Annotated in this window: 23 protein-coding genes; 7 read left to right on the forward strand and 16 right to left on the reverse strand. The window is 59.6% G+C overall.

The window, feature by feature from the left end; all coding sequences use genetic code 11:
* Positions 1-46: 46 nt before the first annotated feature.
* On the reverse strand, positions 47-1,270 hold the full coding sequence (locus tag WNZ14_RS09820) for an ROK family transcriptional regulator (protein ID WP_342868380.1): 1,224 nt from the start codon (positions 1,268-1,270) through the stop codon (positions 47-49).
* Positions 1,271-1,482: 212 nt separating this feature from the next.
* On the opposite strand from WNZ14_RS09820, the gene xylF reads away from it, so the two are divergent.
* The 3 genes from xylF (at position 1,483) to WNZ14_RS09835 (ending at position 4,678) form a co-directional block, all read left to right on the forward strand.
* A complete protein-coding gene (xylF, locus tag WNZ14_RS09825) occupies positions 1,483-2,517 on the forward strand; it encodes a D-xylose ABC transporter substrate-binding protein (protein WP_342868381.1) in 1,035 nt (344 codons plus the stop codon).
* 86 nt (positions 2,518-2,603) lie between these two features.
* On the forward strand, positions 2,604-3,905 hold the full coding sequence (locus tag WNZ14_RS09830) for a sugar ABC transporter permease (RefSeq protein WP_342868382.1): 1,302 nt from the start codon (positions 2,604-2,606) through the stop codon (positions 3,903-3,905).
* The gene (locus WNZ14_RS09835) at positions 3,902-4,678 is read left to right on the forward strand and encodes an ATP-binding cassette domain-containing protein (RefSeq protein WP_342868383.1); all 777 of its coding nucleotides are present in this window, start codon (positions 3,902-3,904) and stop codon (positions 4,676-4,678) included. Before WNZ14_RS09830 ends, WNZ14_RS09835 begins: the two co-directional genes overlap by 4 nt.
* A gap of 426 nt (positions 4,679-5,104) precedes the next feature.
* Here WNZ14_RS09835 and WNZ14_RS09840 read toward each other — a convergent pair whose 3' ends face one another.
* The 9 genes from WNZ14_RS09840 to WNZ14_RS09880 all read right to left on the reverse strand — a co-directional run bounded on the left by WNZ14_RS09840 (position 5,105) and on the right by WNZ14_RS09880 (position 15,266).
* The gene (locus WNZ14_RS09840) at positions 5,105-5,998 is read right to left on the reverse strand and encodes a LysR family transcriptional regulator (protein WP_342868384.1); all 894 of its coding nucleotides are present in this window, start codon (positions 5,996-5,998) and stop codon (positions 5,105-5,107) included.
* A gap of 6 nt (positions 5,999-6,004) precedes the next feature.
* Entirely contained in the window at positions 6,005-6,859 is an 855-nt protein-coding gene (gene purU, locus WNZ14_RS09845; protein WP_342868385.1) for a formyltetrahydrofolate deformylase, read from the reverse strand.
* 106 nt (positions 6,860-6,965) lie between these two features.
* Complete coding sequence (locus tag WNZ14_RS09850; RefSeq protein ID WP_342868386.1) at positions 6,966-8,393, reverse strand: gamma-aminobutyraldehyde dehydrogenase; 1,428 nt, start codon at positions 8,391-8,393, stop codon at positions 6,966-6,968.
* Positions 8,394-8,410: 17 nt separating this feature from the next.
* On the reverse strand, positions 8,411-9,226 hold the full coding sequence (locus WNZ14_RS09855; protein ID WP_342868387.1) for an ABC transporter permease: 816 nt from the start codon (positions 9,224-9,226) through the stop codon (positions 8,411-8,413).
* Positions 9,216-10,172 carry an ABC transporter permease gene (locus tag WNZ14_RS09860; RefSeq protein WP_342868388.1) on the reverse strand — a complete coding sequence of 319 codons (957 nt, stop codon included), beginning with the start codon at positions 10,170-10,172 and terminating at the stop codon, positions 9,216-9,218. Before WNZ14_RS09860 ends, WNZ14_RS09855 begins: the two co-directional genes overlap by 11 nt.
* On the reverse strand, positions 10,169-11,158 hold the full coding sequence (locus WNZ14_RS09865) for an ABC transporter ATP-binding protein (protein WP_342868389.1): 990 nt from the start codon (positions 11,156-11,158) through the stop codon (positions 10,169-10,171). Before WNZ14_RS09865 ends, WNZ14_RS09860 begins: the two co-directional genes overlap by 4 nt.
* 141 nt (positions 11,159-11,299) lie before the next feature.
* On the reverse strand, positions 11,300-12,466 hold the full coding sequence (locus WNZ14_RS09870) for an ABC transporter substrate-binding protein (RefSeq protein ID WP_342868390.1): 1,167 nt from the start codon (positions 12,464-12,466) through the stop codon (positions 11,300-11,302).
* Positions 12,467-12,649: 183 nt separating this feature from the next.
* Positions 12,650-13,372: a hypothetical protein gene (locus WNZ14_RS09875; protein ID WP_342868391.1), complete on the reverse strand. Its 723-nt coding sequence runs from the start codon at positions 13,370-13,372 to the stop codon at positions 12,650-12,652.
* Positions 13,373-13,382: 10 nt separating this feature from the next.
* Complete coding sequence (locus WNZ14_RS09880; RefSeq protein WP_342868392.1) at positions 13,383-15,266, reverse strand: VWA domain-containing protein; 1,884 nt, start codon at positions 15,264-15,266, stop codon at positions 13,383-13,385.
* Between the two features lie 114 nt (positions 15,267-15,380).
* On the opposite strand from WNZ14_RS09880, the gene WNZ14_RS09885 reads away from it, so the two are divergent.
* A complete protein-coding gene (locus WNZ14_RS09885; protein WP_342868393.1) occupies positions 15,381-16,106 on the forward strand; it encodes a LuxR family transcriptional regulator in 726 nt (241 codons plus the stop codon).
* Positions 16,107-16,114: 8 nt separating this feature from the next.
* Here the strand turns inward: WNZ14_RS09885 and WNZ14_RS09890 are convergent, their stop codons facing one another.
* The 6 genes from WNZ14_RS09890 to WNZ14_RS09915 all read right to left on the reverse strand — a co-directional run bounded on the left by WNZ14_RS09890 (position 16,115) and on the right by WNZ14_RS09915 (position 19,955).
* A complete protein-coding gene (locus tag WNZ14_RS09890; RefSeq protein WP_342868557.1) occupies positions 16,115-17,023 on the reverse strand; it encodes a LysR substrate-binding domain-containing protein in 909 nt (302 codons plus the stop codon).
* 156 nt (positions 17,024-17,179) lie between these two features.
* On the reverse strand, positions 17,180-17,470 hold the full coding sequence (locus WNZ14_RS09895; protein ID WP_342868394.1) for a hypothetical protein: 291 nt from the start codon (positions 17,468-17,470) through the stop codon (positions 17,180-17,182).
* Between the two features lie 127 nt (positions 17,471-17,597).
* Positions 17,598-18,335, reverse strand: a complete 738-nt coding sequence (locus WNZ14_RS09900) for a type 1 glutamine amidotransferase domain-containing protein (protein WP_342868395.1) — start codon at positions 18,333-18,335, stop codon at positions 17,598-17,600.
* A gap of 24 nt (positions 18,336-18,359) precedes the next feature.
* Positions 18,360-18,920, reverse strand: coding sequence for an antibiotic biosynthesis monooxygenase (locus WNZ14_RS09905; RefSeq protein WP_342868396.1), 561 nt, complete (start codon positions 18,918-18,920; stop codon positions 18,360-18,362).
* Positions 18,920-19,306 (reverse strand): GFA family protein, encoded by a 387-nt coding sequence (locus tag WNZ14_RS09910; protein ID WP_342868397.1) that lies wholly within the window; start codon positions 19,304-19,306, stop codon positions 18,920-18,922. The genes WNZ14_RS09905 and WNZ14_RS09910 overlap by 1 nt, the downstream gene beginning before the upstream one ends.
* Before the next feature lies 1 nt (position 19,307).
* On the reverse strand, positions 19,308-19,955 hold the full coding sequence (locus WNZ14_RS09915; RefSeq protein ID WP_342868398.1) for an NADPH-dependent F420 reductase: 648 nt from the start codon (positions 19,953-19,955) through the stop codon (positions 19,308-19,310).
* Between the two features lie 91 nt (positions 19,956-20,046).
* Here WNZ14_RS09915 and WNZ14_RS09920 point away from each other — a divergent pair, with 91 nt between their 5' ends.
* The 3 genes from WNZ14_RS09920 (at position 20,047) to WNZ14_RS09930 (ending at position 24,890) form a co-directional block, all read left to right on the forward strand.
* The gene (locus WNZ14_RS09920) at positions 20,047-21,003 is read left to right on the forward strand and encodes a LysR family transcriptional regulator (protein WP_342868399.1); all 957 of its coding nucleotides are present in this window, start codon (positions 20,047-20,049) and stop codon (positions 21,001-21,003) included.
* An 88-nt stretch (positions 21,004-21,091) separates the two neighbouring features.
* A complete protein-coding gene (locus WNZ14_RS09925) occupies positions 21,092-22,552 on the forward strand; it encodes an MFS transporter (protein WP_342868400.1) in 1,461 nt (486 codons plus the stop codon).
* Positions 22,553-22,718: 166 nt separating this feature from the next.
* Positions 22,719-24,890 (forward strand): DEAD/DEAH box helicase, encoded by a 2,172-nt coding sequence (locus WNZ14_RS09930; protein WP_342868401.1) that lies wholly within the window; start codon positions 22,719-22,721, stop codon positions 24,888-24,890.
* The last annotated feature ends 142 nt before the right edge of the window (positions 24,891-25,032 follow it).

A 25,032-nucleotide genomic window follows, 5' to 3' on the forward strand; every position in this document is an offset into this window, starting at 1 on the left:
TACCAATGGATTTCGCGTACTCTCTCCCGGCCAACTTGCCACGCTTTCAGTCCCTCGTGTTTTCCCAAACCCGGTCGGCCTGTGTGGCGTCGATCTCGGAGAGCGCGCCGATACCGCAGCCGTCGAACACCAGTGGCATTTCGTCAACAAACAGATCGATCGGCATGGAGCTTGCCGCAGAAGCGTTCGAGTTCTCTAGAACATCGCGCAACGCCGGCTCCATCAGATCGAAGGCTGCCGCACCATGGCCGACAAAAGCGACCCTGAAGGGATCGACAAGCGCGAAAATGCCCGCAAGGCCCGATCCCAGCGCACGACCGGCGGACGCGAATGCCTCGGCCGCAAGGACGTCGCCGCTTCTAGCGGCCTCGGCAATTCGGGCAATCTCGATCGGCTCGACATGGCTTTGCGGTGTTGCGTGGACGGGTTGGCCCCGGTAGCGGCGTGTGATCGCATAGTCGCCGGCATCGGCTTCTATGCATCCGTTCGAACCGCAGCGGCACAGGGCGCCGTCGGTCTGATGCAGCATGTGGCCGAATTCCGTTCCCGAGGACTGCGTTCCGTTGATGATCTGTCCGCGCAGGAACAGGCCCATGCCAACGCCGTGGGCCAGAAGGATGGCGGCGAAATTGTCGCTGTAACGCTCTGGATCACGCCAGTTCAGCGCTCGTGCGATGAGGTCGCAATCATTGGCGAGCCGCACCGGCACGCCGAACGCCTCTTCCAGCCAGAACGCCACCGGAATATCGGTCAGCGGCGTCATCGGCGAACGCAGCAGCCGAAGCCCGGCGATGTCAGTCGTGCCCTGAACCCCGATCGAGATGTGTCCGAGCTTGCCGGCTGCAAGCCCGGAGGCATCCCAGGCCTTGCCGATCTCGGTGGTCAGCGTGTTACGGAATTCCTTCTTGGTGACATTTGCCATGTCGAGGTGGAAATTCTGACGGGCGATTACCGTACCGGCATAATCGACAATGGCGATATTGACCGCCCCGATCTTGAGAATGATCAGAACCGCATGACAAAACTGTGGATTGACCGACAGGCCGGTACTTGGACGGCCGCGTCCGGCGTTCATACCGATTTCTGCGCTGCGGGGGACGAGAACACCCTCGGTGATCAATTCACTCGAGATCGTTGAAACAGTGGCAGGGCTGAGCGATGCCGACTGGGCGATTTCCCCACGGCTGACCGTCCCCCCGCGCCGCACGATCTGGATGATGCGCAGGCGGTTGCGTCTTCGCATGTCATCTGAGCGAAGTACGATTGTCATCCTCCCGGGCCGCCTCCTCACAGCCGGGTGCAATGCAAAATTTACGTTGCATTGCAGCAACTTGCTTCCATTGCGTTTCATGTTGACATGCAAGCTGTTTTGAGTCACGATTTTTTTCGAGACCTGAATTAATAAGTCTCAGAGACATGTCTGGCTGCTGATTGCCAGCATGTTAGTAAATTTTGCATTTGGTATGCACCCGGGAGGATTACATGAAAAAGTTACTCAGCACGCTCGTTGCTGGCGTCGTCTTGACAGCTGGAATGGCCGGAGCCGCACTGGCTGAAGGCAAGACCATCGGCGTTTCTTGGTCGAATTTCCAGGAAGAGCGCTGGAAGACCGATGAAGCCGCGATGAAGGAATCGATCGAGGCCGCTGGCGACACCTATGTGTCGACCGATGCGCAATCGTCTGCCGCCAAGCAGCTGTCCGATGTGGAAAGCCTGATGGCGCAAGGCGTCGACGCGCTCATCATTCTCGCCCAGGACACCCAGGCGATTATTCCTGCCGTGACTGCAGCCGCTGACGAAGGCATTGCAGTCATCGCCTATGACCGCCTGATCGAGGACAGCCGCGCATTCTACCTGACCTTCGACAATGTCGAGGTCGGCCGCATGCAGGCGCGCGCCGTTCTGGCCGCCGCCCCCAAGGGCAATTACGTGATGATCAAGGGCTCGCCAACCGATCCCAACGCCGATTTCCTTCGTGGTGGCCAGCAGGAAGTTCTGCAGTCCGCCATCGATGCCGGCGACATCACCATCGTTGACGAGGCCTATACAGACGGCTGGCTTCCCGCCAACGCCCAGCGCAACATGGAGCAGATCCTGACGGCCAACGACAACAAGGTCGATGCCGTGGTTGCCTCCAATGACGGCACAGCCGGCGGCGCCGTCGCTGCGCTGACCGCGCAGGGCATGCAGGGCATCCCGGTCTCCGGCCAGGACGGCGACCACGCCGCGCTCAACCGCGTCGCCAGTGGCACCCAGACCGTCAGCGTCTGGAAGGACGCCCGTGAACTCGGCAAGAATGCCGGCGAAATCGCCGCCAAGCTCGCAGACGGCACGGCGATGGCCGACATCGAGGGCGCCCAGGAATGGACTTCGCCTTCCGGCACTAAGATGACGGCCCTGTTCCTTGCTCCGGTTCCGATCACCAAGGACAATCTTGCCACGGTCGTCGATGCTGGCTGGATCAGCAAGGAAGCCCTGTGCCAGGGCGTTTCCGGCGGCCCCGCTCCCTGTAACTAAGCTCCACGCTCTGTTACTGATTGTGCAAGTAGCGTTCCCATCCTTCGGGATGGGGACGTATTGATGCTCTTTACCCGGATACGGCCATGACCGACACCACCTCAGCAGCGAGTACGCCGGCGAAGCCGCGCAAGTTCTTCGCCGCGCTCGAAATTGACACCCGCCTTATCGGCATGATCGGCGCCTTCGTCGTCATCTGCCTGATTTTCAATTTTCTCACCGACGGGCGTTTCATGACGCCGCGCAACATCTTCAACCTGACGATCCAGACCGCCTCGGTGGCGATCATGGCGACGGGCATGGTGTTCGTGATCGTCACCCGCCACATCGACCTTTCGGTCGGGTCGCTGCTGGCGACCTGTTCGGCGATGATGGCAATGATGCAGACCGTGGTCACGCCGGAATGGCTGGGATTGGGTCTCAACCATCCGCTGACCATGCCGCTTGCGATTCTGGTCGGCGTGGCAACCGGCCTGGTGATCGGCGCCTTGCAGGGCTGGCTGATTGGCTATCTGGCGATTCCCGCCTTCATTGTCACTTTGGGTGGCTTCCTGGTGTGGCGCAACGTCGCCTGGCACCTTACCTCGGGCCAGACGATCGGCCCGCTCGACGAGAATTTTCAGCTTTTTGGCGGTATCAACGGCACCCTGGGTGAGACCTGGAGCTGGATCTTTGCCGGCCTCGCGATTCTGGCGGCGTTTTATGCGTTGATCCAGTCGCGCCGAAACAAGATACTGCACGATTTCCCGGTCAAGCCTGTCTGGGCCGAATTCTTCATGGGCGGCATCATTGCGGCGGCGATTGTTGGTTTCGTTGCGGTCCTCAACGCCTATGAGATCCCCACAGGACGATTGCAGCGGTTGTTCGAAGAGCGCGGAGAAGTGATGCCCGAGGGCCTTGTTCAGGGCTACGGATTGCCGATTTCGGTTCTGGTGCTGATCCTGATCGCCTTTGTGATGACGATTATCGCCAGGCGCACCAGGCTTGGTCGGTATATTTTCGCCACCGGCGGCAATCCCGAAGCGGCGGAACTGGCAGGCATCAACACCCGTCTGTTGACCGTCAAGATTTTTGCCATCATGGGCGCGCTGTGCGCCATCTCCGCAGTCGTCGCCTCGTCGCGGCTCACCTTCCACTCCAATGACATCGGCACGCTCGACGAATTGCGCGTCATTGCGGCGGCGGTGATCGGCGGCACGGCGCTGTCTGGTGGTTTGGGCACCATCTACGGCGCCATCCTGGGCGCGCTGATCATGCAGAGCCTGCAATCGGGCATGGCCATGGTCGGCGTTGACGCGCCCTACCAGAACATAGTCGTGGGCATTGTGCTGGTTCTCGCCGTCTTTATTGACATCCTCTACCGCCGCCGCACGGGAGACAAGACATGACTACGCCTCTCGTTGAAATGCGCGACATGCGCAAGTCGTTCGGCGGTATCAATGCTGTCGATCATGTCAGCATCGATCTCTATCCGGGCGAAGTCGTCGGCGTTCTGGGTCACAATGGCGCTGGCAAATCCGTGTTGATGAAAATGCTGTCGGGCGCCTTACCACGCGATGGCGGTGAGATATTCATCAATGGCAAGAAGGAAGAGATTCAAAACCCGCGCGACGCGCGCAACCTGCAGATTGAGACGATCTATCAGTACCTGGCGCTTGCCGACAATCTGGATGCCGCGTCGAACCTGTTTCTGGGGCGTGAACTGACTACGCCCCTTGGCTTTGTCGACGATGCCTTGATGGAGGCGGAGACGCGCAAGATCATGAATCGCCTGAACCCGAATTTCCGGCGTTTCCACACGCCTGTGAAGGGGCTTTCAGGCGGTCAGCGGCAATCGGTCGCCATTGCCCGTGCGGTCTATTTCAACGCCAAGATCCTGATCATGGATGAGCCCACCGCAGCACTTGGCGTGCAGGAGACGAAGATGGTCGCCGAACTGATCGATCAGCTGAAATCGGAAGGCATCGGCATCCTGCTGATCGACCACGACATTCACCAGGTCAAGGCTCTGTGCGACCGCGCCAATGTCATGAAGAACGGTCAGCTGGTCGGAACCGTCAAGGTTTCCGACGTATCGGAGGACGATCTGCTCGGCATGATCGTCGCCGCCAAATGCCCGCCGTCGGGGATACCCGGACCGGGAGCGGTTCAAATCGCCTGAACAGTCCATGAGCCGGGGCCTTAGGCCCCGGTTTTTTGTTGCGCTGCCATATAATTCATTTGCCTCGGCAAAGGCGGGTATCAAGGATATGTCTAAAAAGCGCTGTATTACAAAGAGTTAATTAAGTTTATCAGGCGATCAATTTTTTCGGTTTTTCCTATTGCAATGCAGCATAAACTCATCCATATATTGTTCAACGCCAAGCCGAACACCTCCTCCTCCCAGTTCGGATTGGCAATAGTCGGGGCGATAAGAGCCGGGATCCTCCTCCCAAGCACCGGTTCAGACGCCACGACGAACTAAAAGCGCCTGTCGGGTTCTGCCCGGCAGGCGTTTTGCATTTCAGGTGAAGCGATCCGCTAATGCAGCCTCAGCCGAGGCTTGGCAATTGCCTCTCCCGCCGGACGTGTCCGGCGATGAGCAGCGTCATTTCTGCTCTGGAAAGAAAGTCGCCTTGTGGTCCTGCGCAATGGCCGAGATGTAGTCAGCCACGGTGCGCACCCGCGCGAGATCGCGCGCTGATTCATGATAGACGATATAGTAGGATCGCCCAATCTGATGCTCCGGCAGCACGCGGACGAGTTCAGGGTCGAGACAAGCGATATAATCATGCAACACCGCAATACCTGCGCCCGAGCGCACGGCTTCCGTCTGTCCGGTGGCGCTTGATATCTCGAATTGCGCCGTCCAGTTGCGCAGGATCTCACGGGTGAACTGCAGCGATGGCGAGAAGATGAGATCTTCGACATAACTGATCAGACGATGCTGCTTGAGATCATCCGCTGTCTTGGGCGTGCCGTGCTCACCCAGATAGGAGCGTGAGGCGTAAAGCGACAGTGAGTAGTCAACCAGCTTGCGCGCCACCAGACGACCTTCCACCGGCCGTTCGACCGTGATGGCAATGTCGGCTTCGCGTTGCGGCAGCGAAAAGCTGCGTGGCACCGGCACCAGTTGCAGCCTCAGGTCGGGATGTCGGCCAATCAGCGCGCCGAGCCTTGGCGCCAGAAACGAAACGCCGAAGCCGTCCGGCGCGCCTATCCGCACCGTGCCGGATATGGCACTGTCGGTGCGCCCGAGATTGGCCTGAGCCGCCAGCATCTCCGCTTCCATGCGCTCAGCGTGAGTGAGGAAGGCCTCACCTTCACCGGTCAGCCCGCAGCCATTGGTGCGGCGGACGACTAGTTGCGCGCCAAGCGCCGTCTCGAGTGATGTGATCCGTCTTGCGGCGGTGGCATGGTTGATGCCCAGGCGCCGGGCCGCAGCCAGGATCTGTCCGGACCGGGCGACAGCAAGAAAAACCCTGATGTCATCCCAGTTCATAGGCGATTATCCGAACACCACTGTCTTGTGGCCATTGAGCATGACGCGCGATTCAAGATGCATTTTCACCGCACGTGCCAGAACGCGGGCTTCGATGTCGCGGCCTGCTGCAACGAAATCATCTGCGGTCATGGTGTGGGTCACGCGCTCGGTTTCCTGTTCGATGATCGGCCCTTCATCGAGATCGGCGGTCACGTAGTGGGCGGTCGCACCGATCAGCTTTACACCGCGCTCATGCGCCTGGTGGTAGGGCTTGGCGCCCTTGAAGCTTGGCAGGAACGAGTGGTGAATATTGATCACCTTGCCGAAGAGGCGGCGCGACAGGTTGTCTGACAGCACCTGCATGTAGCGCGCCAGGATCACCAAGTCAGCGCCGCTCTTGGTGGCCAGATCGAGCAGCTGCTCTTCCTGTTCTTTCTTGGTGTCTTTGGTCACCGGCCAGTAATGGAAGGGAATGCCTTCGATTTCGGCGGTACGGCGGCTGTCCTCATGATTGGAGACGATGCCAACCACTTCCGCGTCCAGCCAGCCGACACGGATCTGGTAGATCAGATGCAGCATTGCGTGGTCGAATTTCGACACCATGATGATGATCTTGGGACGCTTGGCAACGTCGTTGATTTCAAGCCGCAATTCAAAACGCGCCATAGGCGCCTTGAGCGCGCGCTTGACGGCCTCGGCATCGACACCGTCCGGCGTTTCGATGGCAATCCGCATGAAAAACCGGTTGCTCTGGCGATCCCAGAACTGGCTCGATTCAGCGATATTGGCGCCGATCGCGGCAAGCTCGGTGGTGATGGCTGCGACGATGCCCGGCTGATCAGCACAGGCAATGGTGATGACAAAATGCGGTTGCGCCATGACAGTCTCCGGTTTTAGGTGGCCCCGATTGTCGGCCACAAACCAGCGGCTTTGCAGCATCGTTCCGGGACGGTCAAGTCCGCCCCGGAGTTGGATGTAAGTCCAGTTAGCCGTGGGCAATCATTACATGCCGGACCGCAGTATAATCCTCAAGGGCGTAAAGCGACATGTCCTTGCCATAGCCCGACTGCTTGATGCCGCCATGCGGCATCTCGTTGACCAGCATGAAATGGGTGTTGATCCAGGTGCAGCCATATTGCAGCCGCGCAGCGCAATTCATTGCCTTGGAGATGTCCTTGGTCCAGACCGACGATGCGAGGCCATATTCTGAATCATTGGCCCACGTGACAGCATCCTCAGCCTCTGTGAAGCGGGTGACGGACACGACGGGACCAAACACCTCGCGCTGGACGATTTCGTCTGATTGCAGGGCGCCCGCGATCAAGGTCGGCTGGTAGTAAAAACCATTTCCGTCGCCCGGCTTGCCGCCAGTGGTGATTTCGATGTGCTTCATTTCGGATGCGCGTTCAACGAAGCTCGCGACCCGGTCCCGCTGCCGTTTGGAGATCAGCGGTCCGATCTCGTTCTCGGCATCGTCGCTCTGGTCGTACTTGATGGTCGACACTGCGCTCGAAAGACTGGCGACGAGTTTGTCGTAGATCTTTGGGCCGGCGTAGATCCGGCAGGCCGCGGTGCAGTCCTGTCCGGCATTGTAGTAGCCAAAAGCCCGAAGCCCATCGACCACGGCATCAAGATCGGCGTCGTCGAACACGATGACCGGCGCCTTGCCGCCGAGTTCCAGATGTGTGCGCTTGACCGATTTGGCTGCCGCCTGCAGCACTTTCTTGCCGGTGGCAACGTCGCCGGTGATAGAGACCATGCTGATCTTGGGGTGATTGATCAGCGCATTGCCAACGCTTTCGCCACGGCCGAGAATGACGTTGACGACGCCTTCGGGCAGGATGTCGGCAAGGATCTTGGCGAATTTCAAGGCTGTCAGGGGAGTCTGCTCGGAAGGCTTGAACACCACCGTGTTGCCCCCGCCGATTGCCGGGGCCAGCTTCCACGCCATCATCATCAACGGATAGTTCCACGGCGCGATCGAGGCGATGATGCCAACGGGATCGCGACGCACCATCGACGTGTGACCTTCCATGTATTCGCCGGCGGCCTGGCCAGGCATGCATCGCACTGCACCGGCGAAAAACCGGTAGCAGTCGACGATCGCCGGGATCTCGTCATTCCTGACCGAATTGATCGGCTTGCCGCAATTGAGCGCTTCAAGCGCTGCGAAGCCATCGGCTTCCGCCTCGATCCGGTCGGCAATCTTCAGCAGATAGGCCGAGCGTTGCGCAGGTGTGGTGCGCGACCAGCTGGCAAACGCCTTCTCGGCGGCATTGACCGCGGCTTCAATCTGGATCGAGGAGGCCTCAGGAAGATTGAGAATGGTCTCGCCGGTGCGCGGATTGAAGATCTTTTCTTCCGCTTCCGTCCCGGCCTCGAAGCGATTGCCGATCAGCATTTGGGTGTCCATGGCGTTTCTCCCGTGAGTTATTTGCCCTGTCCGGAGATCTGGTCTCCGTCCCGGGTGAGGTAATAGGCGGCAAGGATGGGCAGGAAGGTGACGATCACGACGACCATCGCCACAACATTGGTGACCGGGCGCTGGCGCGGCCTGACCAGTTCTTCAAGCATCCAGATCGGCAGTGTGGCCTGCTGGCCGGCGGTAAAGGTGGTGACGATCACCTCGTCAAACGACAGCGCGAACGCCAGCATGCCACCCGCCAGCAACGCCGTGCCGATGTTGGGCAGAATGACATGGCGGAAGGTCTGGAACCCGTCGGCACCAAGATCCATCGAAGCCTCGATCAGCGATCCCGACATTCGCCTGAACCGCGCCACCGCGTTGTTGTAGACCACGACCACGCAGAAGGTGGCGTGGCCTAGAACGATGGTCCAGAACGAAAACGGGATCTCGGCAAGGTTGAAGGCCGAGCGCAGCGAAATGCCGGTGATGATGCCGGGCAGGGCGATCGGCAGGATGACCAGCAGCGAGATCGCCTCGCGCCCGAAGAACTTGGTCTGCGAGATCGCCGCGGCGCAGAGCGTTCCGAGCGTCAGCGCGATCACGGTCGAAATCGAAGCGACGCGGACCGACAGCCCAAGCGCCTCCCAGACATCGGGCCGGTTCCAGGTCACGGCGAACCATTTGAGCGTCAGGCCGGGAGGCGGGAACTGGTAGCTCTTTTCCTCGGTGGTAAACGCATAGAGGAAGATCAACAGAAGCGGCAGATGCAGGAAGGCGAGGCCCACGCCTGCAGCTATCTTCAGCCCCATCGGGGTGCGATTTTGCTTGTCAGAGCGCATTGAAGGCTCCCGCACGTTTGGCAAGCCAGAGATAGATCCCCATGATCACCACCGGCACCACGGTGAAAGCTGCTGCGAGCGGAATGTTGCCCGCCGTTCCCTGGTGCGCGTAGACCGCCATGCCGATGAACAGGTGCGACGTGCCGATGATCTGCGGAATGATGTAATCGCCCAGTGTCAGCGAAAAGGTGAAGATCGAACCGGCAATGACGCCCGGCAGCGCCAGCGGAAGCAGCACATTGCGGAAGGTCTGGCTCGGTGAAGCCCCGAGGTCTGCGGAAGCCTCCAGGAGATTGCCGGGCACCCGCTCAAGAGCTGCCTGCACCGGCAGGATCATGAACGGCAGCCAGACATAGACGAACACCAGGAATGTTCCGGTCGGGCTGACCGAAAGCGAGTTGCCGCCGACCACCGGCAGGGCGAGCCAGCCGTCAATCAGAAACGTCAGGTGAAGTCTCTCGAACACCCAGCTGAGGATGCCTTCCTTGGCCAGGATCAGCTTCCAGGCATAGACCTTGACCAGATAGCTCGACCACAGAGGCAGCATCACCCCGAGATAGAACACGGCCTTCCAGCGCCCGCGGGCATAGCGTGCCGCGAAATAGGCGATCGGAAAGGCAATGATCGCCGAAGCGATTGTTACCAATCCCGCCATGGTGACGGTGCGGACAATGATGTCGAGATTGGAGGGACGCAGCAGTTCGCCATAGGTCTTCAGCGTGAATTCACGCACCACCATGCCGGAGAATTCATCGATCGAGAAAAAGCTCTGCAGCAGCAGCGCAAACAGGCTCCCGAGATAGATTACCCCGAGCCAGAGAAGCGGCGGCGTCAGCATCAGGAACAACAGCAGTTTCGGATTGCGCCAGAAGGCATCTGACATCGCCCCGCCAATGCCGCCACGTCCGGCCAGAATGGCGCCTGACTGAACGGTCGCGGTGCTCATACGTTCGTACCCATCAGGTGCAGGTCTTGCGGTTTCCATGAAAAATGGACGCGTGCGCCCTGTTCGGGCACAGCGGAACCGGACGGCAGCAGAACGTTGAGTTTTTCGCCCGCCACATCCAGCGTCACGCGAGTGGCGCTGCCAAGGAAACTCGTGCCGGTGACTTGGGCCTCATGGCCGCCTTCTGCGCCGAGACGGATGTCCTCCGGCCTCAGGCTCGCCCATTCGGCCGGGCCGCCAAGCTGAGTGGTGATGTGAGGTGGGAGCACGTTGGAAGAGCCGACAAAATCGGCCACGAAACGGGTTTTCGGGCGACGGTAGATTTCTTCAGGCGTGCCGGTCTGCATGATCCGGCCCTCATTGAAGACCGCGATCCGGTCCGCCATCGAAAGTGCTTCGCTCTGATCATGGGTGACGAAGACGAAGGTGATCCCCAGCGCCTTCTGCAAGACTTTCAATTCTTCCTGCATCTGCTCGCGCAGCTTGAGATCAAGTGCGCCGAGCGGCTCGTCGAGCAGCAGCACTTTGGGCTTGTTGACCAGAGCCCGGGCAAGCGCCACGCGTTGTCGCTGGCCGCCGGAGAGCTGTCCCGGTTTGCGCGCGCCGTAACCGGGCAGCTTGACCATCTCGAGAGCTGCTTCGGCGTCACGCGCACGTTCCGCCCTGCCAACGCCGCGGATCATCTGTCCGTAAGCCACGTTGTCGAGGACATTGAGATGCGGAAACAGCGCATAGTCCTGAAACACGGTGTTGACGTTGCGCCGGTAGGGCGGAACGCCTTCCGCTGTCTCGCCAAAGATTTCGATGTGCCCGGCAGTCGGTTGTTCGAATCCGGCAATCAGCCGCAGGCAGGTCGTCTTGCCCGATCCCGAAGGACCAAGCATGGCGAAAAATTCGCCCGGTTCGATCTCCAGATCGACGGCGTCGACAGCGCGAACAGTCCCGAAGTGGCGGGAGACCTGTTGGAATGAGACAGCATACGACATGGCAAATCCAGATCAGTCCTGATCTGCCCTGCAAAGGGCAACCAGTCCCGGCAAGAGTACTTCACGATAATTGAGCGGGGCACTGCACTCCCTCCCCGCACAAAAAGGGGAGGGAATGGTGGTTCTATACGTCAGACTGGCTTAGCGGCCGCCAATGACGCCGATGTAATCCGAGACCCAGCGATAGTAGGGAACGCACTCACCCTGGCTTTCGCATTTCGAAACCGGAGTGGTCCAGAAGCTGATCTTCTCGAAATCATCCAGACCATTTGCGGTGCAGCCCTCGGCTGTCTGCATGCCGCGACCGTCTGTGCAGGCGGCAGGGACGGACGGGTTGGCGCCAAACCAGACCGAGAGATCGGACTGCAGGTTGGAAGCCAGCGAATGCTCCATCCACTTGTAGGCGCAGTTCGGATTGGCGGCCTCGGAGTGCATCATCGTGGTGTCGGCCCAGCCGGTCGCACCTTCCTGCGGAATGACGGACTTGACCGGCACCTTGTCGGCCTGAAGCAGGTTGACCTGGAACGGCCATGAGCCGGACGCCACAACGCCTTCGTTCTTGAAATCGTCGATCTGGATGAAGGCATCATGCCAGTAGCGGCCCACAAGCGTCCGCTGCACGCGCAGCAGGTCGAGCGCTTCCTTGTACTGGTCTTCATTGAGCTCGTAAGGGCTCTTGATTCCGAGTTCCGGCTTGTGGAACATCAGGTACTGTGCGGCGTCTGCAATGTGGATCGGGCCGTCATAGGCCTGGACCCGGCCCTTGTTGGTCTTGCCGTCCGGCAGGTCCATTTCCTCGAACACCACGTTCCATGATGTGGGAGCGGCGTCCTTGAAGGCTTCGGCGTTGTACATCAGCACATTCGGGCCCCACATGTAGGGAGTGCCGTAATGAACGCCGTCGACAGTGTGCCAGGGGGCATCCTTGAGGCGGTCATCGACCGTCGACCAGGATGGAATGAGATCAGTGTTGATCGGCTGGACCCGTTTGCCGGCGATCAAACGCAACGACGCGTCGCCAGACGCGGTGACAAGGTCGAAGCCGCCTTCGTTCATCAGCGCCACCATCTCGTCGGATGTATTGGCGGTCTTGACGTTGACCTTGCAGCCGGTGGCTTCCTCGAACTTGGTGACCCAGTCAAATGTCTTGTCGGTTTCGCCGCGCTCGATGTATCCGGCCCAGGCAACGATGTTGACCTGGCCTTCGCCGGCCCCGACTTCCGTCATCATTTCGGCTGAGGCAAATCCTGGCGCCATCACCGAAAGCGCCATTGCCATAGCCGTGCATGTATTCAAGATCTTTTTCATGTGCCTGGGCTCCCACCGTTGGTGGCCGCCAAAATGGCGACCAGCGTCAGGAACCGAGAGTGATACGGCCTCTGTGACTCCGCAAACACTTTTATCAGAATTGCGATATCGGAAAAACCGATAGCGGAGGTCGATATTCGATTTGGCGAAGCTGTTGCGGTCAAAGCAGCTATCGCGTCTGCCTCAGTCGCCGATCCAGGTTGAAACGGAATCGGTGATGACGCGGCAGTCGCCGGAAATGTTCAGCGTCTTCTGGGCAATGGCAGGCAGCGATATCTTGACCGAACCGGAGTTTCGGATTTCGGTCTCCGAGATCAGCTCCATGGTCAAATTGACGCTGGTTTTCTGACTGCCTCCGGCTCCAAAATCGATGCCCTGGTTGAAGATCGAGGCGGTCCAGCGATTGTCGCCTGCAGCGCTCCAGCTGTGGCCGGGATTGAAATCCCGTGGCAGCTCGTTTGGGTCAAATGGTTTGGGGAAATTGATGCGCCTGGTTGTGGTCTGCGGCGCCTCGGTCTTTGCTGCAATCGCACTTGCAAGCATCTGCGGGCAGCCTTGCGCGCGTGCCGCTTTAACCGTCGTGCGCCAGTTGCCGTCGCGCGGCTGCAACCCGCCTGGAAAAAGCTCAATCTCGTCCTGGCCATCTCCACCACAATCCTTGTCGATCTGTTTGCGCGCCGCGAAAGACCAGTAGGGCCTTTCACCGACACCGACGATCAGGACGCCGTCAGAGCTCGACGGCACATTGGTGCCGGCTGATACCGATGCCTCGGTGATGGTCAGATCCGAAAGGAAGAACCGCGCACCACTGCCGGTACACTCGGCGACCAGCGCCTTTTGTTCAGCCATTGCGGGGGATGCGACAGCGCATGCGGCAGCCGCCATCAAGAGTGAAATCATACGCATGGTCTTGTCCTCAATTGGCTGGTTTGCGGTCGGGAACAAGCCGGTCGAGCAGATCGGCCACGCCTTCCTCGGTCAATGGTCCGCCGGGATCCGATCCGGGTTCAGGCGCCAGGCCGATCTCGAACACATTCGGACCTTCCGCGGTGATTTCGACATCGCCAAGAAACTGCATGTCTCCGGCGTTCCCGGTCACCCGGTACCGCCCTGGCAGGAAGAATCCACTCATGCTGGGCGCATAGTCATTGGGTGCCCAGGCATCAACCGGCAGGTGATCGTCGAGAGGCACCGCCGACCATTGGGGTTGGAAGCCTTGAAAGACTTCGGCGATCTTGAACGTCGCCTCAACCTCGTCCTGAGGCATGCCTTGAGCTGCAGGCTTCTGTTGCTGTTGAGCAGCAGGTTGGTTCAATGGGCCGACCTGAAACGAGATCCGGGCCTTTTCGATCCTGTCGTTGCCCATCTTGTAGACGAGCTCATAGGCTCCCTCCTGTTCAGGCGCCAGCAACGGGTTGCCTTCGGCGATGCTTGAAAGCGTCAAAGCCCATCCGACATCGACACCGCCTTTCTGAACCTGGACAAGATCGCTGCTACCTTGCCCGCCAAAACTCTTGAAGGTGATTTCCGTCCCCGGAAGCACGACAGAGGGCACTTCAAGGCGAACAGCAGGATCAACCTGTGTTTCAATCCGTGTCGAGCCAACGACTGTGCCATCCCCGCGCTCTAGTGTGACAATGAACTCACCTGGCTCAGACGGCAGAGCCAGCGCGTTGGCTTTTCTGCCGACTTTGCCGTCGACGTAGGACCAGGTGATCGCCGCGCCGTCGGGGTCGCCGTTGGGCATTGCCTTGTAGAGCGTCAATTGAAAATCGGCGCCGCCAACGTTCAGTCCCTCGCGGTTGATGGTAAGGTCGAAAAGGCCATTGTGTCCGGCAAGATAGGGCCCGCGATTGATCAGCGTGATATCCGGAAGATCACCCGCCAGCGCCACCTGTATGGACTTTGGATCCGGCTCCCTGCTCTCGAAACTTGTTTCCCCCGCCCCGTTGGCAGTTGAAAGCAGTGCTGTGTACCGACCCTCATCCAGATTGAGCGGGAAAGGTGAATAGCGCGCATCACCGGTCATCTCTCCGAGCTCGGTCACCGCGCCGGTATCATCGTTTCGAAGAGCCCAGGAATAACGCTCGGGCATTCCGTTGTTTCCAAGCAGAATCATCAGATTGACTTGCGCTGATATCGCCAGGGCCTCGGGTGGTGCTTGCGTTTCTGTCTGCCTGAGCGCCTCCGCCAGTTCCTGTCCGGTGCCTGGTCGCAGCAGCTTGCCCCCGGTCCGCTCCGGTATGCAGGCGAGAGTGTCAGCCTCGGCTTCCGACAACCCGAAGCCAACGACATGGGCTCGTATCTTGATGCCCGATTCCGCCAGTTCATCGGCAATGGCGCAAACGTCAGGAACGCAGGTTTCAATCCCGTCGGTGATAAGGATGATGTCTGCCTCCTCGGCCGTGCGGGGTATTTGTCTTGCCGCTTGCCGCAGCGCATCGCTGATAGGGGTCTTGCCTTTCGGGTTGAGCGAATTGACCCGGCTTGAAACGTCGCCCGCGCTGTGGACGCCAGAGGGAAACAGGGTTTCGATATCCGCGCAGTCACCGCGCCGCCGGTGCCCGTAGGCGATCACGCCGAGTGGCCGGCTCATGTCGCGTCCGGCGAGATATTCGGAGAGCACGTCACGTGCGACTTCAATGCGCGTGCGGCCTTCCAACTCCGCCCACATCGATCCTGATCCGTCAAAGACAAGGATCGTGGCACTGTCGTCGGCGGCCCGGGCAGGCGAATGCAAAAACAGCACAAGCGCAGCGGCAAAGGCAAGTTGATTGTGAAATACTTGATTGAATAACATGACAGTATCCGGTTCCATTTATTGGTGCAGATCGTTGCCAAGCTTCGCCGTCTTCGCAATATATGGATATCCTTAGGTTCATCACCGGGCTGTCCGGAACAGCAGGAGCGTTGAATGCATGCGAACGCCGTTGAAGATCTGCTGACATCTTTTCAGACCGCGACGGGGCCTTCAGGGATATGGGAGTCCGCTGCCACCTTTTTTGGATCGTACGGTTTCGACCGCATCATCTATCTGGACGTGGGGCCGGTCCATGAGCGTGTTCTGACGACCATGCCGGATGCGTGGATGGCGCATTACACCGAGCGAAATCATGCCCGGATTGACCCGTTCATGCGCTATTGCGCAGCCACCCTGGATCCTGTCGGCACTGGCATCGATTTTCTTGACGATCACGCCTACCTCGACCCGCGGGAACGTGGATTTATCCGGGAGGCGGCTGAGACCGGATTTCGAGCGGGCATGACCTGCATGATCCGCGTAAAGGGGCCGATGGGCGCCGCCGGCTGGAACCTGGGCTCCACCATGCCTCGTGAGCAACTCGAGACTGTGTTCGCCGAGCACGGCAATCTCCTGAGGCTTGCAGCGCATTTCAGTCATGAAAAACTATCCCGATCCGACACAGGTGCTGAAGCATCTACCCGAGCCCTGTCGGTTCGCGAAACCGAGTGTCTTCAGTGGATCGCCGGTGGTTTCCGCACCAAGGAGATTGCAGACCGGATGGGCATAAAGCCGATCACGGTTGAATTGCATCTGCGCAACGCGCGAAACAAGCTGGGCGCCAGAACACGAGAACATGCACTGGCCCGCGCGCTCGCCGAAGGTGTCCTGAAACTCTGAAGTCTTGATCAGCGTTGCCGAATGGCCCTCTGGGCTTGGGACAGATCGATGAAGTCACGCGCGGCTTGCGTCATCTGACTGCCGCGCCGCCATGCGACGCCAACCTGCACCATTGGCAGGCTTCCCGATACGTCACGGCTTTCAATGCGGTCACCTTCCAGCGACCAGGGCCGGTAGACAAGGTCGGGTAGCAGCGCCACGCCTGCGCCAGTGGCAACCAGACTGCGCACCGCTTCCACGGAGCGAGTCCTGAAGGCAATTTTTGGACGTGAGCCGATCGCATTGAGCAGTTTGGCTGTGCTTTCCTCGATCTCGTCAATGGTCAGCATGATCACCGGTTCCTCCGCCACATCTGCCACATTGATGCTTTCGGCAGACACCAGCCGGTGGCCGAGCGGCAACCAGAGCCGGTAGGGTGAGACTTCAAGGATCTCGGTTTGCAATGCCATGCGGTTGCGTAGGTTCGATATCACGATCACCGCGACGTCCAGTTCGCCACCAATCAGCAGATGTTCAAGATAATCGCCATTGTCCTCGATCGCCGAAACGGTGACACCGGGAAAAGCCCTGCGGTATCGCGCCAGAAGGTCGGACAGCACGTAACCCGCCACGAGCGAGGTGACACCGAGATTGAGTGTGCCCGTGAGGTTTTCCTTGTCATCGGAGAAGGTCCGGCGTGCGTCCGAGACGTCGGACAGGATCTTGGCCGCGTGGCGCAGGAACTGGTGGCCTTTGTGGGTGATCGTCAGTCCGCGCGAATGGCGGTCGAACAGCTCGACGCCGAGATCGCCTTCGAGTTCCTTGATCGCTTCTGTGACCGCCGATTGGGAAATTGAAAGGTTTTGCGCGGCCCCCGAGACGGTGCCTTGGGCGGCGACGGCGACAAAATACTGCAATTGGCGAAGCGTGAAGGCCATGCTCCAAACAATCAGCATTTGGCGCGGCTGACAACCTTGAACTCATTCAGTTCTGGCGTCAGCTGCTGTCTGACAATCTCATGCAGCTTTTTGTCTTTAAAACGCTGAATCTTTTCCGGAATTCAGCCCGAATTCAATGTTCGAAATGCAGCCTGTTTAGAGACCGACCGTTTCGATGCGTTCGAGACATGCACCCGGATAATAGGGCCAGTAGGCCGCTTCACATGAATCGACTGGTCGAATTTCGGAGGACACCAGACGAACCTTCTGCGCGATAGGATGTGCGACAACCCTGTTGCCACGCAGGCTCATATCGTCGCCTACAGTTGATGCGGACGCGGTGGTGAAGTTGGTGGCGCTTGAGTAATGCATCCCACCTGCGTCGGCGGCAATGGATGCCGCGCCCAGAACGAAGACCGATGCGGATATTAGAGCAATCTTTTTCATGACACACTAACGCCGCAAACGCGCCTTGGTTCCCAAATGGCGTTTCACGTCTCGTCCGGAAAGCACCGAGGCTTTGTTCCATTTGTCGCCAAACCCATGTTGATCAGGCAGGACGCAGCTTCGAACGTCACCTGCCCAGCGTGTCGATTACCAGCTCCGCTGCGGCCGTACCTGAAAACTGTTGCTGACCTGTGATCAGGTTTCCATCCCGCACCGCAAACGCCTTGAACATCGACTGCACAATGAAGTTGGTATCAGGCAGCTTGCGGGCTTCGTCCTCGATCCAGAACGGCTGGATCTTCTTTCCGACAAAGCTGTCTGCAAACGCCTCCTCCGAGTTGGCGAAACCGGTCCAGGTCTTGCCCTTGACCAGGAGATCCCCGTTCGAAAGCCTGGTCTCGAGCAGGATGCAGGTGCCGTGACAGACAACGGCCACCACCTTGCCGGCTTCATAGGCGCGGGCAACGAAGGCGTGAAGCGCCTCGTCATCAATCATGGTGATCATCGGCGATTGACCGCCGACCACGAAGATCGCGTCATATTCGTCAATCGAGACGTCGGCGATAGCCTTGGTGCCAGATAGAAGTGCTGCATGGGCCGGCGATTTCTTGAAGCCGAGCGAAATCAGATCGGATGCCGAATAGCCCGATTCATCTTCGGGATCGGAATAGCTGTCGGTGGAAAGGTCACCGCCCTTGGGCGAGACGATGTCAACCTTGTATCCGGCTTCGGAAAACACCCAGTAAGGATGGGTGAGTTCCGCCCACCAGAAGCCGATCGGCCAACCTGTCGTCGGCGATACGCTCGGGTTTGCGGCGATGATCAGGACGCGTTTTTCAGAGAAGATGTCGGTTGCTGCGGACATGGTTTTTCCCTTTGGGTGAGTGTTTCAGGTGGCTGTGCGGCTCGCCGGGTAAATCCACCGAGCAAGCATCCGGGTCAGACGCGGCATGATCAGGTAGGTCATCAGCAACACCTGCAGCGTGACGGTCAGAAGGATCCGTGCGGGTAACGGCCACGAAGCGATCAACGGCCCGAGCACAAGGTTGAGTGCCAGCACAAGTACAAAGACCACGAGGATCAGGAGCAGAGCCATCCGGTGCGGCGAGGGCTGCGCCACGACCGTTCCGGGCGGCGGCTCGAACCAGAATTCAAGTCCTGTCATCCGCTGCCAGATAGCGTCGCCCTGAACATGCGGGATCACCTTGGCAATCATGCGAGAACGAAGTTCCGATCGCTCGAACGCTTGCAGGTCCGCGAGTGTTGCGAACCTGAACCCGCTGATCCAGGGATCGCCGGCCTTGGCGGGCCGATGGAACTCGGCGCCCAGATAGCCGCTGAGTTCATGGGCGGCGGTGGTCAACTCGGTGAGCCAGCTCTCGTACTGGCTCTCATGGCCAGGCTTGACCTGCCGCCTGGCAACCACGGTCACCGGCTCGTTCTTGGCCATCATAGTGGTCCCGCGGTAGTATCTGGCAGGTCGTACCAATCGCCCTTCGACTGTTCCCAGAGGTTGCGGATGATGCGTTTTCCAGTCGCGCCGTCGATCACGCCAGCCGACACCATCAACCGGTCGGAGCCGAGATTGTCCTTGAACAGCCGCGACCCGCATGTTGTGCAGAAGCCGCGCTTGACCTTGTCGGAACTGTCATACCAATGAAGCGTCGTCTCGCTTTCGAAGCTCACTTCATGGCGCGGCGCGGCCAGCATCGCGTTGTAATTGCCGTGCATCTTGCGGCAATCAGTGCAGTGACAGGCGACAACGCCGACGCTGTCAGCGGGGATTGAGAAAGCCACGCCGCCGCAATGGCAGCTTCCGTGCAGCATGGATGCCATCTCAAGTCTCCTTTGTCGGGCGGCGCACCGCAGCGAAGGCCCAGTCCCGGCCATGGCCGCGGGCGAGTGCCTGATTGATCCACACCAGCGCGAAGGGTTCCAGCAGTCGCGCCTTCTCGATCCCGCCGGCGTCGAGCGGCTCAAAACCGAGGTCAGACAGGAGATCATGGACGATCTGTTTGGCGTCCTGATCTTCCCCGGCCATGAACATCACCGGCGCGACCGGCATGTCATGCGCGCTGGCCATGATTTCCGCGCCGACCTGATTGAGCGTCTTGACCACACGGGCTTTCCGGAGCCAGGCCTGAACCGTCTCTCCGCCGGAGGTTGTGTGACCGCGTTCGAGCGCCATGCCTTGGGGCCCCATGGTGATAGGGTTCATGCAGTCGATGATGATCTTGCCGGTCAGGTCGCCCAGCCCGGAAATCAGGGTTTCGGCTGCATTCCACGGCAGCGCGAGCACGATCACGTCACCCGCCGCAGCCGCATCCTTGGGCGTCATTGGTTTGACTTCGGTGCTCATTGCCAGATGCCTTGCATGGTCGCTGGCGGGATCCCGAACGCCGAGAAGAATGGTGTGACCTTTCGCTGACCAGGCTCGCGTCAGTGCGCCGCCAACCCGTCCGCTGCCCATGATCGCAATCTTCATCTCTCATCCTTGTCCAGTTGCCGGGAGCCTTGCCGCCAGCCCTGTGACAGTGGTAGTGGGGAGATAAATCAAATGAAAACGAATATGCTTCATGTCTGATATCGAAGAAATCAAATTACGGCGACTTGATCTGACCGTCCTGTTGGTCTTTCTCAATCTGTTGCGGCTTCGAAAAGCAGTCGATGTCGCCGCACATATGGGTTTGACCCAATCCTCGATCAGCCATTCCCTCAACCGCTTGCGCGCGATCTTCGACGATCCGCTTTTCCTGAGGCGGCCGCAGGGGCTGGAGCCGACCGCATTTGCGCTGGCACTGGAACCGAAAATCCGCATTGCGGTTGAAGCGCTTGGGCTCGCGCTTTCCAAGCCGGAAGCCTTCAGTCCTGCAGAGGCGCAAGGGGTGGTCCGCATAGCGGCCTATGATGCGCAGCTGGCTGTGCTGGTTCCGGGCCTGATTTGCGCCTTGGACAGATTGGCGCCGGGCTTGCGGATCAGCGCAACAGCAATCGGGCGGCGCGAGGCGTTGCGGGCGCTTGAGGACCGGCAGGTTGATCTGGCATTCGGCTACTTCTGGGATGTATCGGACAATTTTATCGCCGAAGAGCTCGGTCAGGAAACCTACCGCGTCGCTGCAAGGCATGGCCATCCGCTGTTCGACAGCGATATGACGCTCGAATCCTATGTCGCGCAACGCCACTTGATGGTTTCGATGTCGGGCGATTTCAACGGTGTTGTCGACCGCAGTCTCGAACGTCTCGGCCTATCGCGCCATGTGGCGGCGGTCGTTCCGTTGTTCTTCCCCGCACTTGCCACTCTGTCCCAGAGCGATCTCATTGCGACGCTTCCCACGAGGCTGGTTGATCGTCACGGCGCGTCCTTCGGTCTGCAATCCTGTCTGCCACCACTTCAGATCAGGCCATTCACTGTTTCAGCCGTTCGCCATGCCCGCGATGCCCGCAATCCGATGGTTGACTGGGTGGTGTCGCAGGTGCGCGCCTTTTCAACCCTGCGTGCTGACACTTCCGTTGGAGCGGTTGAAGCCGGTTGAAGTGTCATAAAAGATTGTTCATTCCGGACTTGTCGCCCGGATAGGGAAAGACTAGGTCTCCACAAAACAACATCGGAGCCATGGCCACATGAGCGTTGCAACGACAAGGGCCGATGGCCATCACGAGCATCATGAACGGCGCTGGATCGCGATGGCGGTTTTGCTGATCGCGGGCTTCATGAACCTGATCGATGTCACCATCGTCAATGTGGCTCTTCCCAGTCTTCAAGCCGGCCTTGGCGCCACCAGTTCCGAGATCGAATGGGTGGTCGCGGCCTACATCATGGCCTTTGCCATCGGCCTGTTGCCGTTTGGACGTCTGGGCGACATGCTTGGCCGTCGCAAAATTTTCCTGGTCGGCGTGGGCGTCTTCACGATCGCATCGACCCTTTGCGGTCTGGCTCCGAGTATCGAGACGCTGATTGCCGCCCGGGTACTGCAAGGGGTCGGCGGCGCTATGATGTCACCGCAGACGCTTGCCATTGCCCAGGTGATTTTCCCGCCGAATGAACGCGCTGCAGCGTTCGCGCTCTTTGGCGTCACTGCGGGGCTTGCCGCTGTTTCGGGACCCTTGATTGGCGGTCTGTTGATCAATGCCGACATCATGGGACTGAGCTGGAGACCGATTTTTCTCGTTAATATTCCGGTTGGCTTGTTCGCCATTCTGGCGGGCCTGAAATTTATCCCCTCGATGGCAGGCAACCGTGATGTCGGAATCGACATCGGCGGCATCGCTCTGGCGGCGCTGGCGCTCCTCCTGGTGGTATTCCCGTTGATCGAGGGACGCGAAGTCGGCTGGCCAATCTGGATATTCGGGCTGATGCTGGCTTCAATCCCTGCGGCCTGGTTGTTTGTGAGGTGGCAGTATCGCCAGGCAGCTTTGGGCGCGCCGCAACTCTTGCCGGTGACGCTGATGACCAACGTCAGTTTCATGGGAGGGGTCTTGATGGCGAGCTTGTTCTTTTCAGCTGTTCCTGGCTTCTTCATGGTGTTCGCGGTTTTTCTGCAGACCGGTTTCGGGCTGACGCCATTGCAGTCAGGCCTGACTACCGTTCCGTTTTCCGCAGGGGTGTTCGTCGCATCGATGTTTTCGGGAAAAATCGGGGCCCGTTGGCAGCGGCAGCGCATTTTCGTTGGCTCGATGATGCTGTTTTGCGCGATGTTGTGGCTGCAATTTCTTGTCAGCGGACTTGATGGCACCGTGCGCTCGATCATGTTGCTGCCGCCGCTGCTGATTGCCGGCCTTGGGCTTGGAACGGCGGTATCGCCGCTGTTTCAGTTGGCTTTGGCCAACGTGCCGGACCGGGACGCCGGCTCAGCTTCAGGCGGAGTGCAATCTTTCCAGCAGGTTGGCGGCGCGATGGGAGTAGCCATCATGGGGCACCTGTTTTTCACGCGTCTCACGCAGGACGGTGTGACGGATATCGCCTCGTCAGCCTATATAGCCTCGCTCGACCATGCTGTGTTCTACCCTGTTGTTGCCTTTGGCCTGACGGCTGTGGCGGTGTTTTTCGTCAAGCCCCAGGCGGCTGCTGAAAAGGCCAGGTAGCCGGACAGCTATCGTCGGGCGTATTTATGCTAAAGCAACTTTCTTGCTTGGCCCCGTTTCTTCTTGCTACAATGTGCTTTATGAGAGCCGCAAAGCCGTGGCTGGATGACACCCGCGCACGGCGCCCGCTTCAGCGGGCTCAAACACGAAGTCCGAAAGATCCGACATGACAGACCTTGCGACCATCCAGCCGGCAATAGCCCGGGCTCTGGCAAAACGCGGCTATGAAAAGCTCACTCCGGTACAGGAGGCAGTGCTCGCGCCCGAGCTGCGCGATGCCGACCTCCTGGTGTCGGCCCAGACCGGATCGGGCAAGACGGTGGCCTTCGGGATCTCGCTTGCGCCGACGTTGATGGGCGACGAAGAAACCCTGCCGCGCGCCGAAGCGCCGCTGGCTCTTTGCATCGCACCTACGCGCGAACTGGCGCTTCAGGTCGAGCGTGAACTGTCCTGGCTCTACGGTGACGCCGGTGCGCGCATCGCAACCTGCGTTGGCGGCATGAACATGACCACCGAGCGCCAGAACCTGAAGCGGGGCGTGCATATCGTCGTGGGAACGCCGGGCCGGCTGCGCGATCACATCGACCGCGGTTCGCTCGATCTGTCTGCAATGCGCGCCGTTGTGCTCGATGAAGCCGATGAAATGCTCGATCTCGGTTTTCGCGATGATCTTCAGTTTATTCTCGATGCAGCCCCCGATCAGCGCCGCACTCTGATGTTTTCGGCCACTGTACCGACAGGTATCGCCAATCTCGCCAAGCGCTATCAGACCAAGGCGGTTCGCGTCACAACCGCTGGTGACGCAAAGCAGCATCTCGATATTGAATACCGCGCGCTTACGGTTGCGCCAAATGACCGCGAGAATGCCGTCATCAACGTCTTGCGCTATTATGACGCCAAGAACGCGATCGTGTTCTGCAGCACCCGCGCGACGGTCAATCATCTGACCGCGCGCTTCTCCAACCGTGGTTTCTCGGTTGTGGCGCTGTCGGGCGAGTTGAGCCAGAACGAGCGTACCCACGCACTGCAGGCATTGCGCGATGGCAGGGCCAAGGTCTGTGTGGCCACCGATGTTGCAGCCCGTGGGCTTGATCTGCCCGACCTCGAATTGGTTATTCATGCCGATTTGCCGAAGAATCAGGAAGGCTTGCTGCATCGGTCAGGCCGGACCGGACGCGCCGGGCGCAAAGGTGTTTCCGCACTGATCGTGCCCTACAACGCCCGCCGCCGCACCGAACGTTTGCTAACAGACGCGCGCATCACCGCCACCTGGGCTCGCCCGCCATCGGCCGATGAAATCCTGGCCCGCGATGACGAACGTTTGATGGGTGATGCCTCGTTCGAAGCCGAAGTGGCTGAAGATGAAGCCGCAATGGTCGCAGCTCTGCTCGAAAAGCATGGGCCTGAGAGAGTTGCCGCAGCACTGATGCGCTTGCATCGTGCCGGTCGCTCGTCGCCGGAGGAACTCAATGACGTCGGGCCTGTCGCAGCACCTGGCGGAACCTATGCCGAACGTGCGCCGCGTGGTGAGCATGTGCCTATCAAGGATGCGGTCTGGTTCTCCCTGTCGCTCGGCCGCAAACAATCGGCCGAACCGCGGTGGCTTCTGCCAATGATCTGCCGTGCAGGCGACATCACCAAGACGGACATCGGTTCGATCAAGATCCATGATCTTGAAACCCATGTCGAAATTTCGGGTGCCGCCGCCAACAGGTTCGAGGCAGCCATCGGCCCGACCGGAAAGATCGAGAAGAATGTCACGGTAACCCGTCTTGATGGTGTTCCCGAGATGCCCGCCCGTTCGCCGCGTCCGCCAAGAGCCCGCGATGGCGATTTTGCGCCAGCAGCAGCCCGCGAGCAGAAGACCGAATGGCCGTCTGATGATGCCCGTCCGCGTGAGAAGGCGAAACCCGATTATGCCAAGAAGCGCCCGTTCACAGGCGGCAAGAAGCGCGATGATCGTCCGCCACGCGACAATGCCTATGCTGACCGCAAGCCGGCTCCGCGCGATGACCTGCCGGCAAGCGCAAAACCCGGTGTCTGGCCTTATGATGACGTAGCGCCGGCTCCGAAGGCCGACTTCGACAAGCCGAAACCTGCGGCTGCGAAATATGGCAAGTCGGACAAGGCTGCGGCCAGGTCAGATGCAGGCGACGCCAAGCCGGCATTCTCCAAGGATAAGAAGCCCAAGCGCGACAAGTCGGATTTCAAGCCCGATTTCAAGCCAGCCGCAAAACCCGCCAAGCCTCACCGCAAGGGCGCACCGGCGGATGCTGCCAGATCAGGCCCTGGTCCGGATGGTGGCAAGGGTGGCCTGAAGCGCAAGCCGAAGATCTGAGATCTGCACATATCGACGAATGGGATCGCTTGAGGCCTCATGGCCGCCCGGAACACCAACGCTCCGGTGCAAGCGGTCCCATCTCGGTTAAGACACTTGAAACATCTTCTTGCGCCGCAGGACGGTTCGGGGCTTTTGCTGT

This window comes from Hoeflea sp. AS60 (genome assembly GCF_038900115.1).
Lineage (GTDB): Bacteria > Pseudomonadota > Alphaproteobacteria > Rhizobiales > Rhizobiaceae > Hoeflea.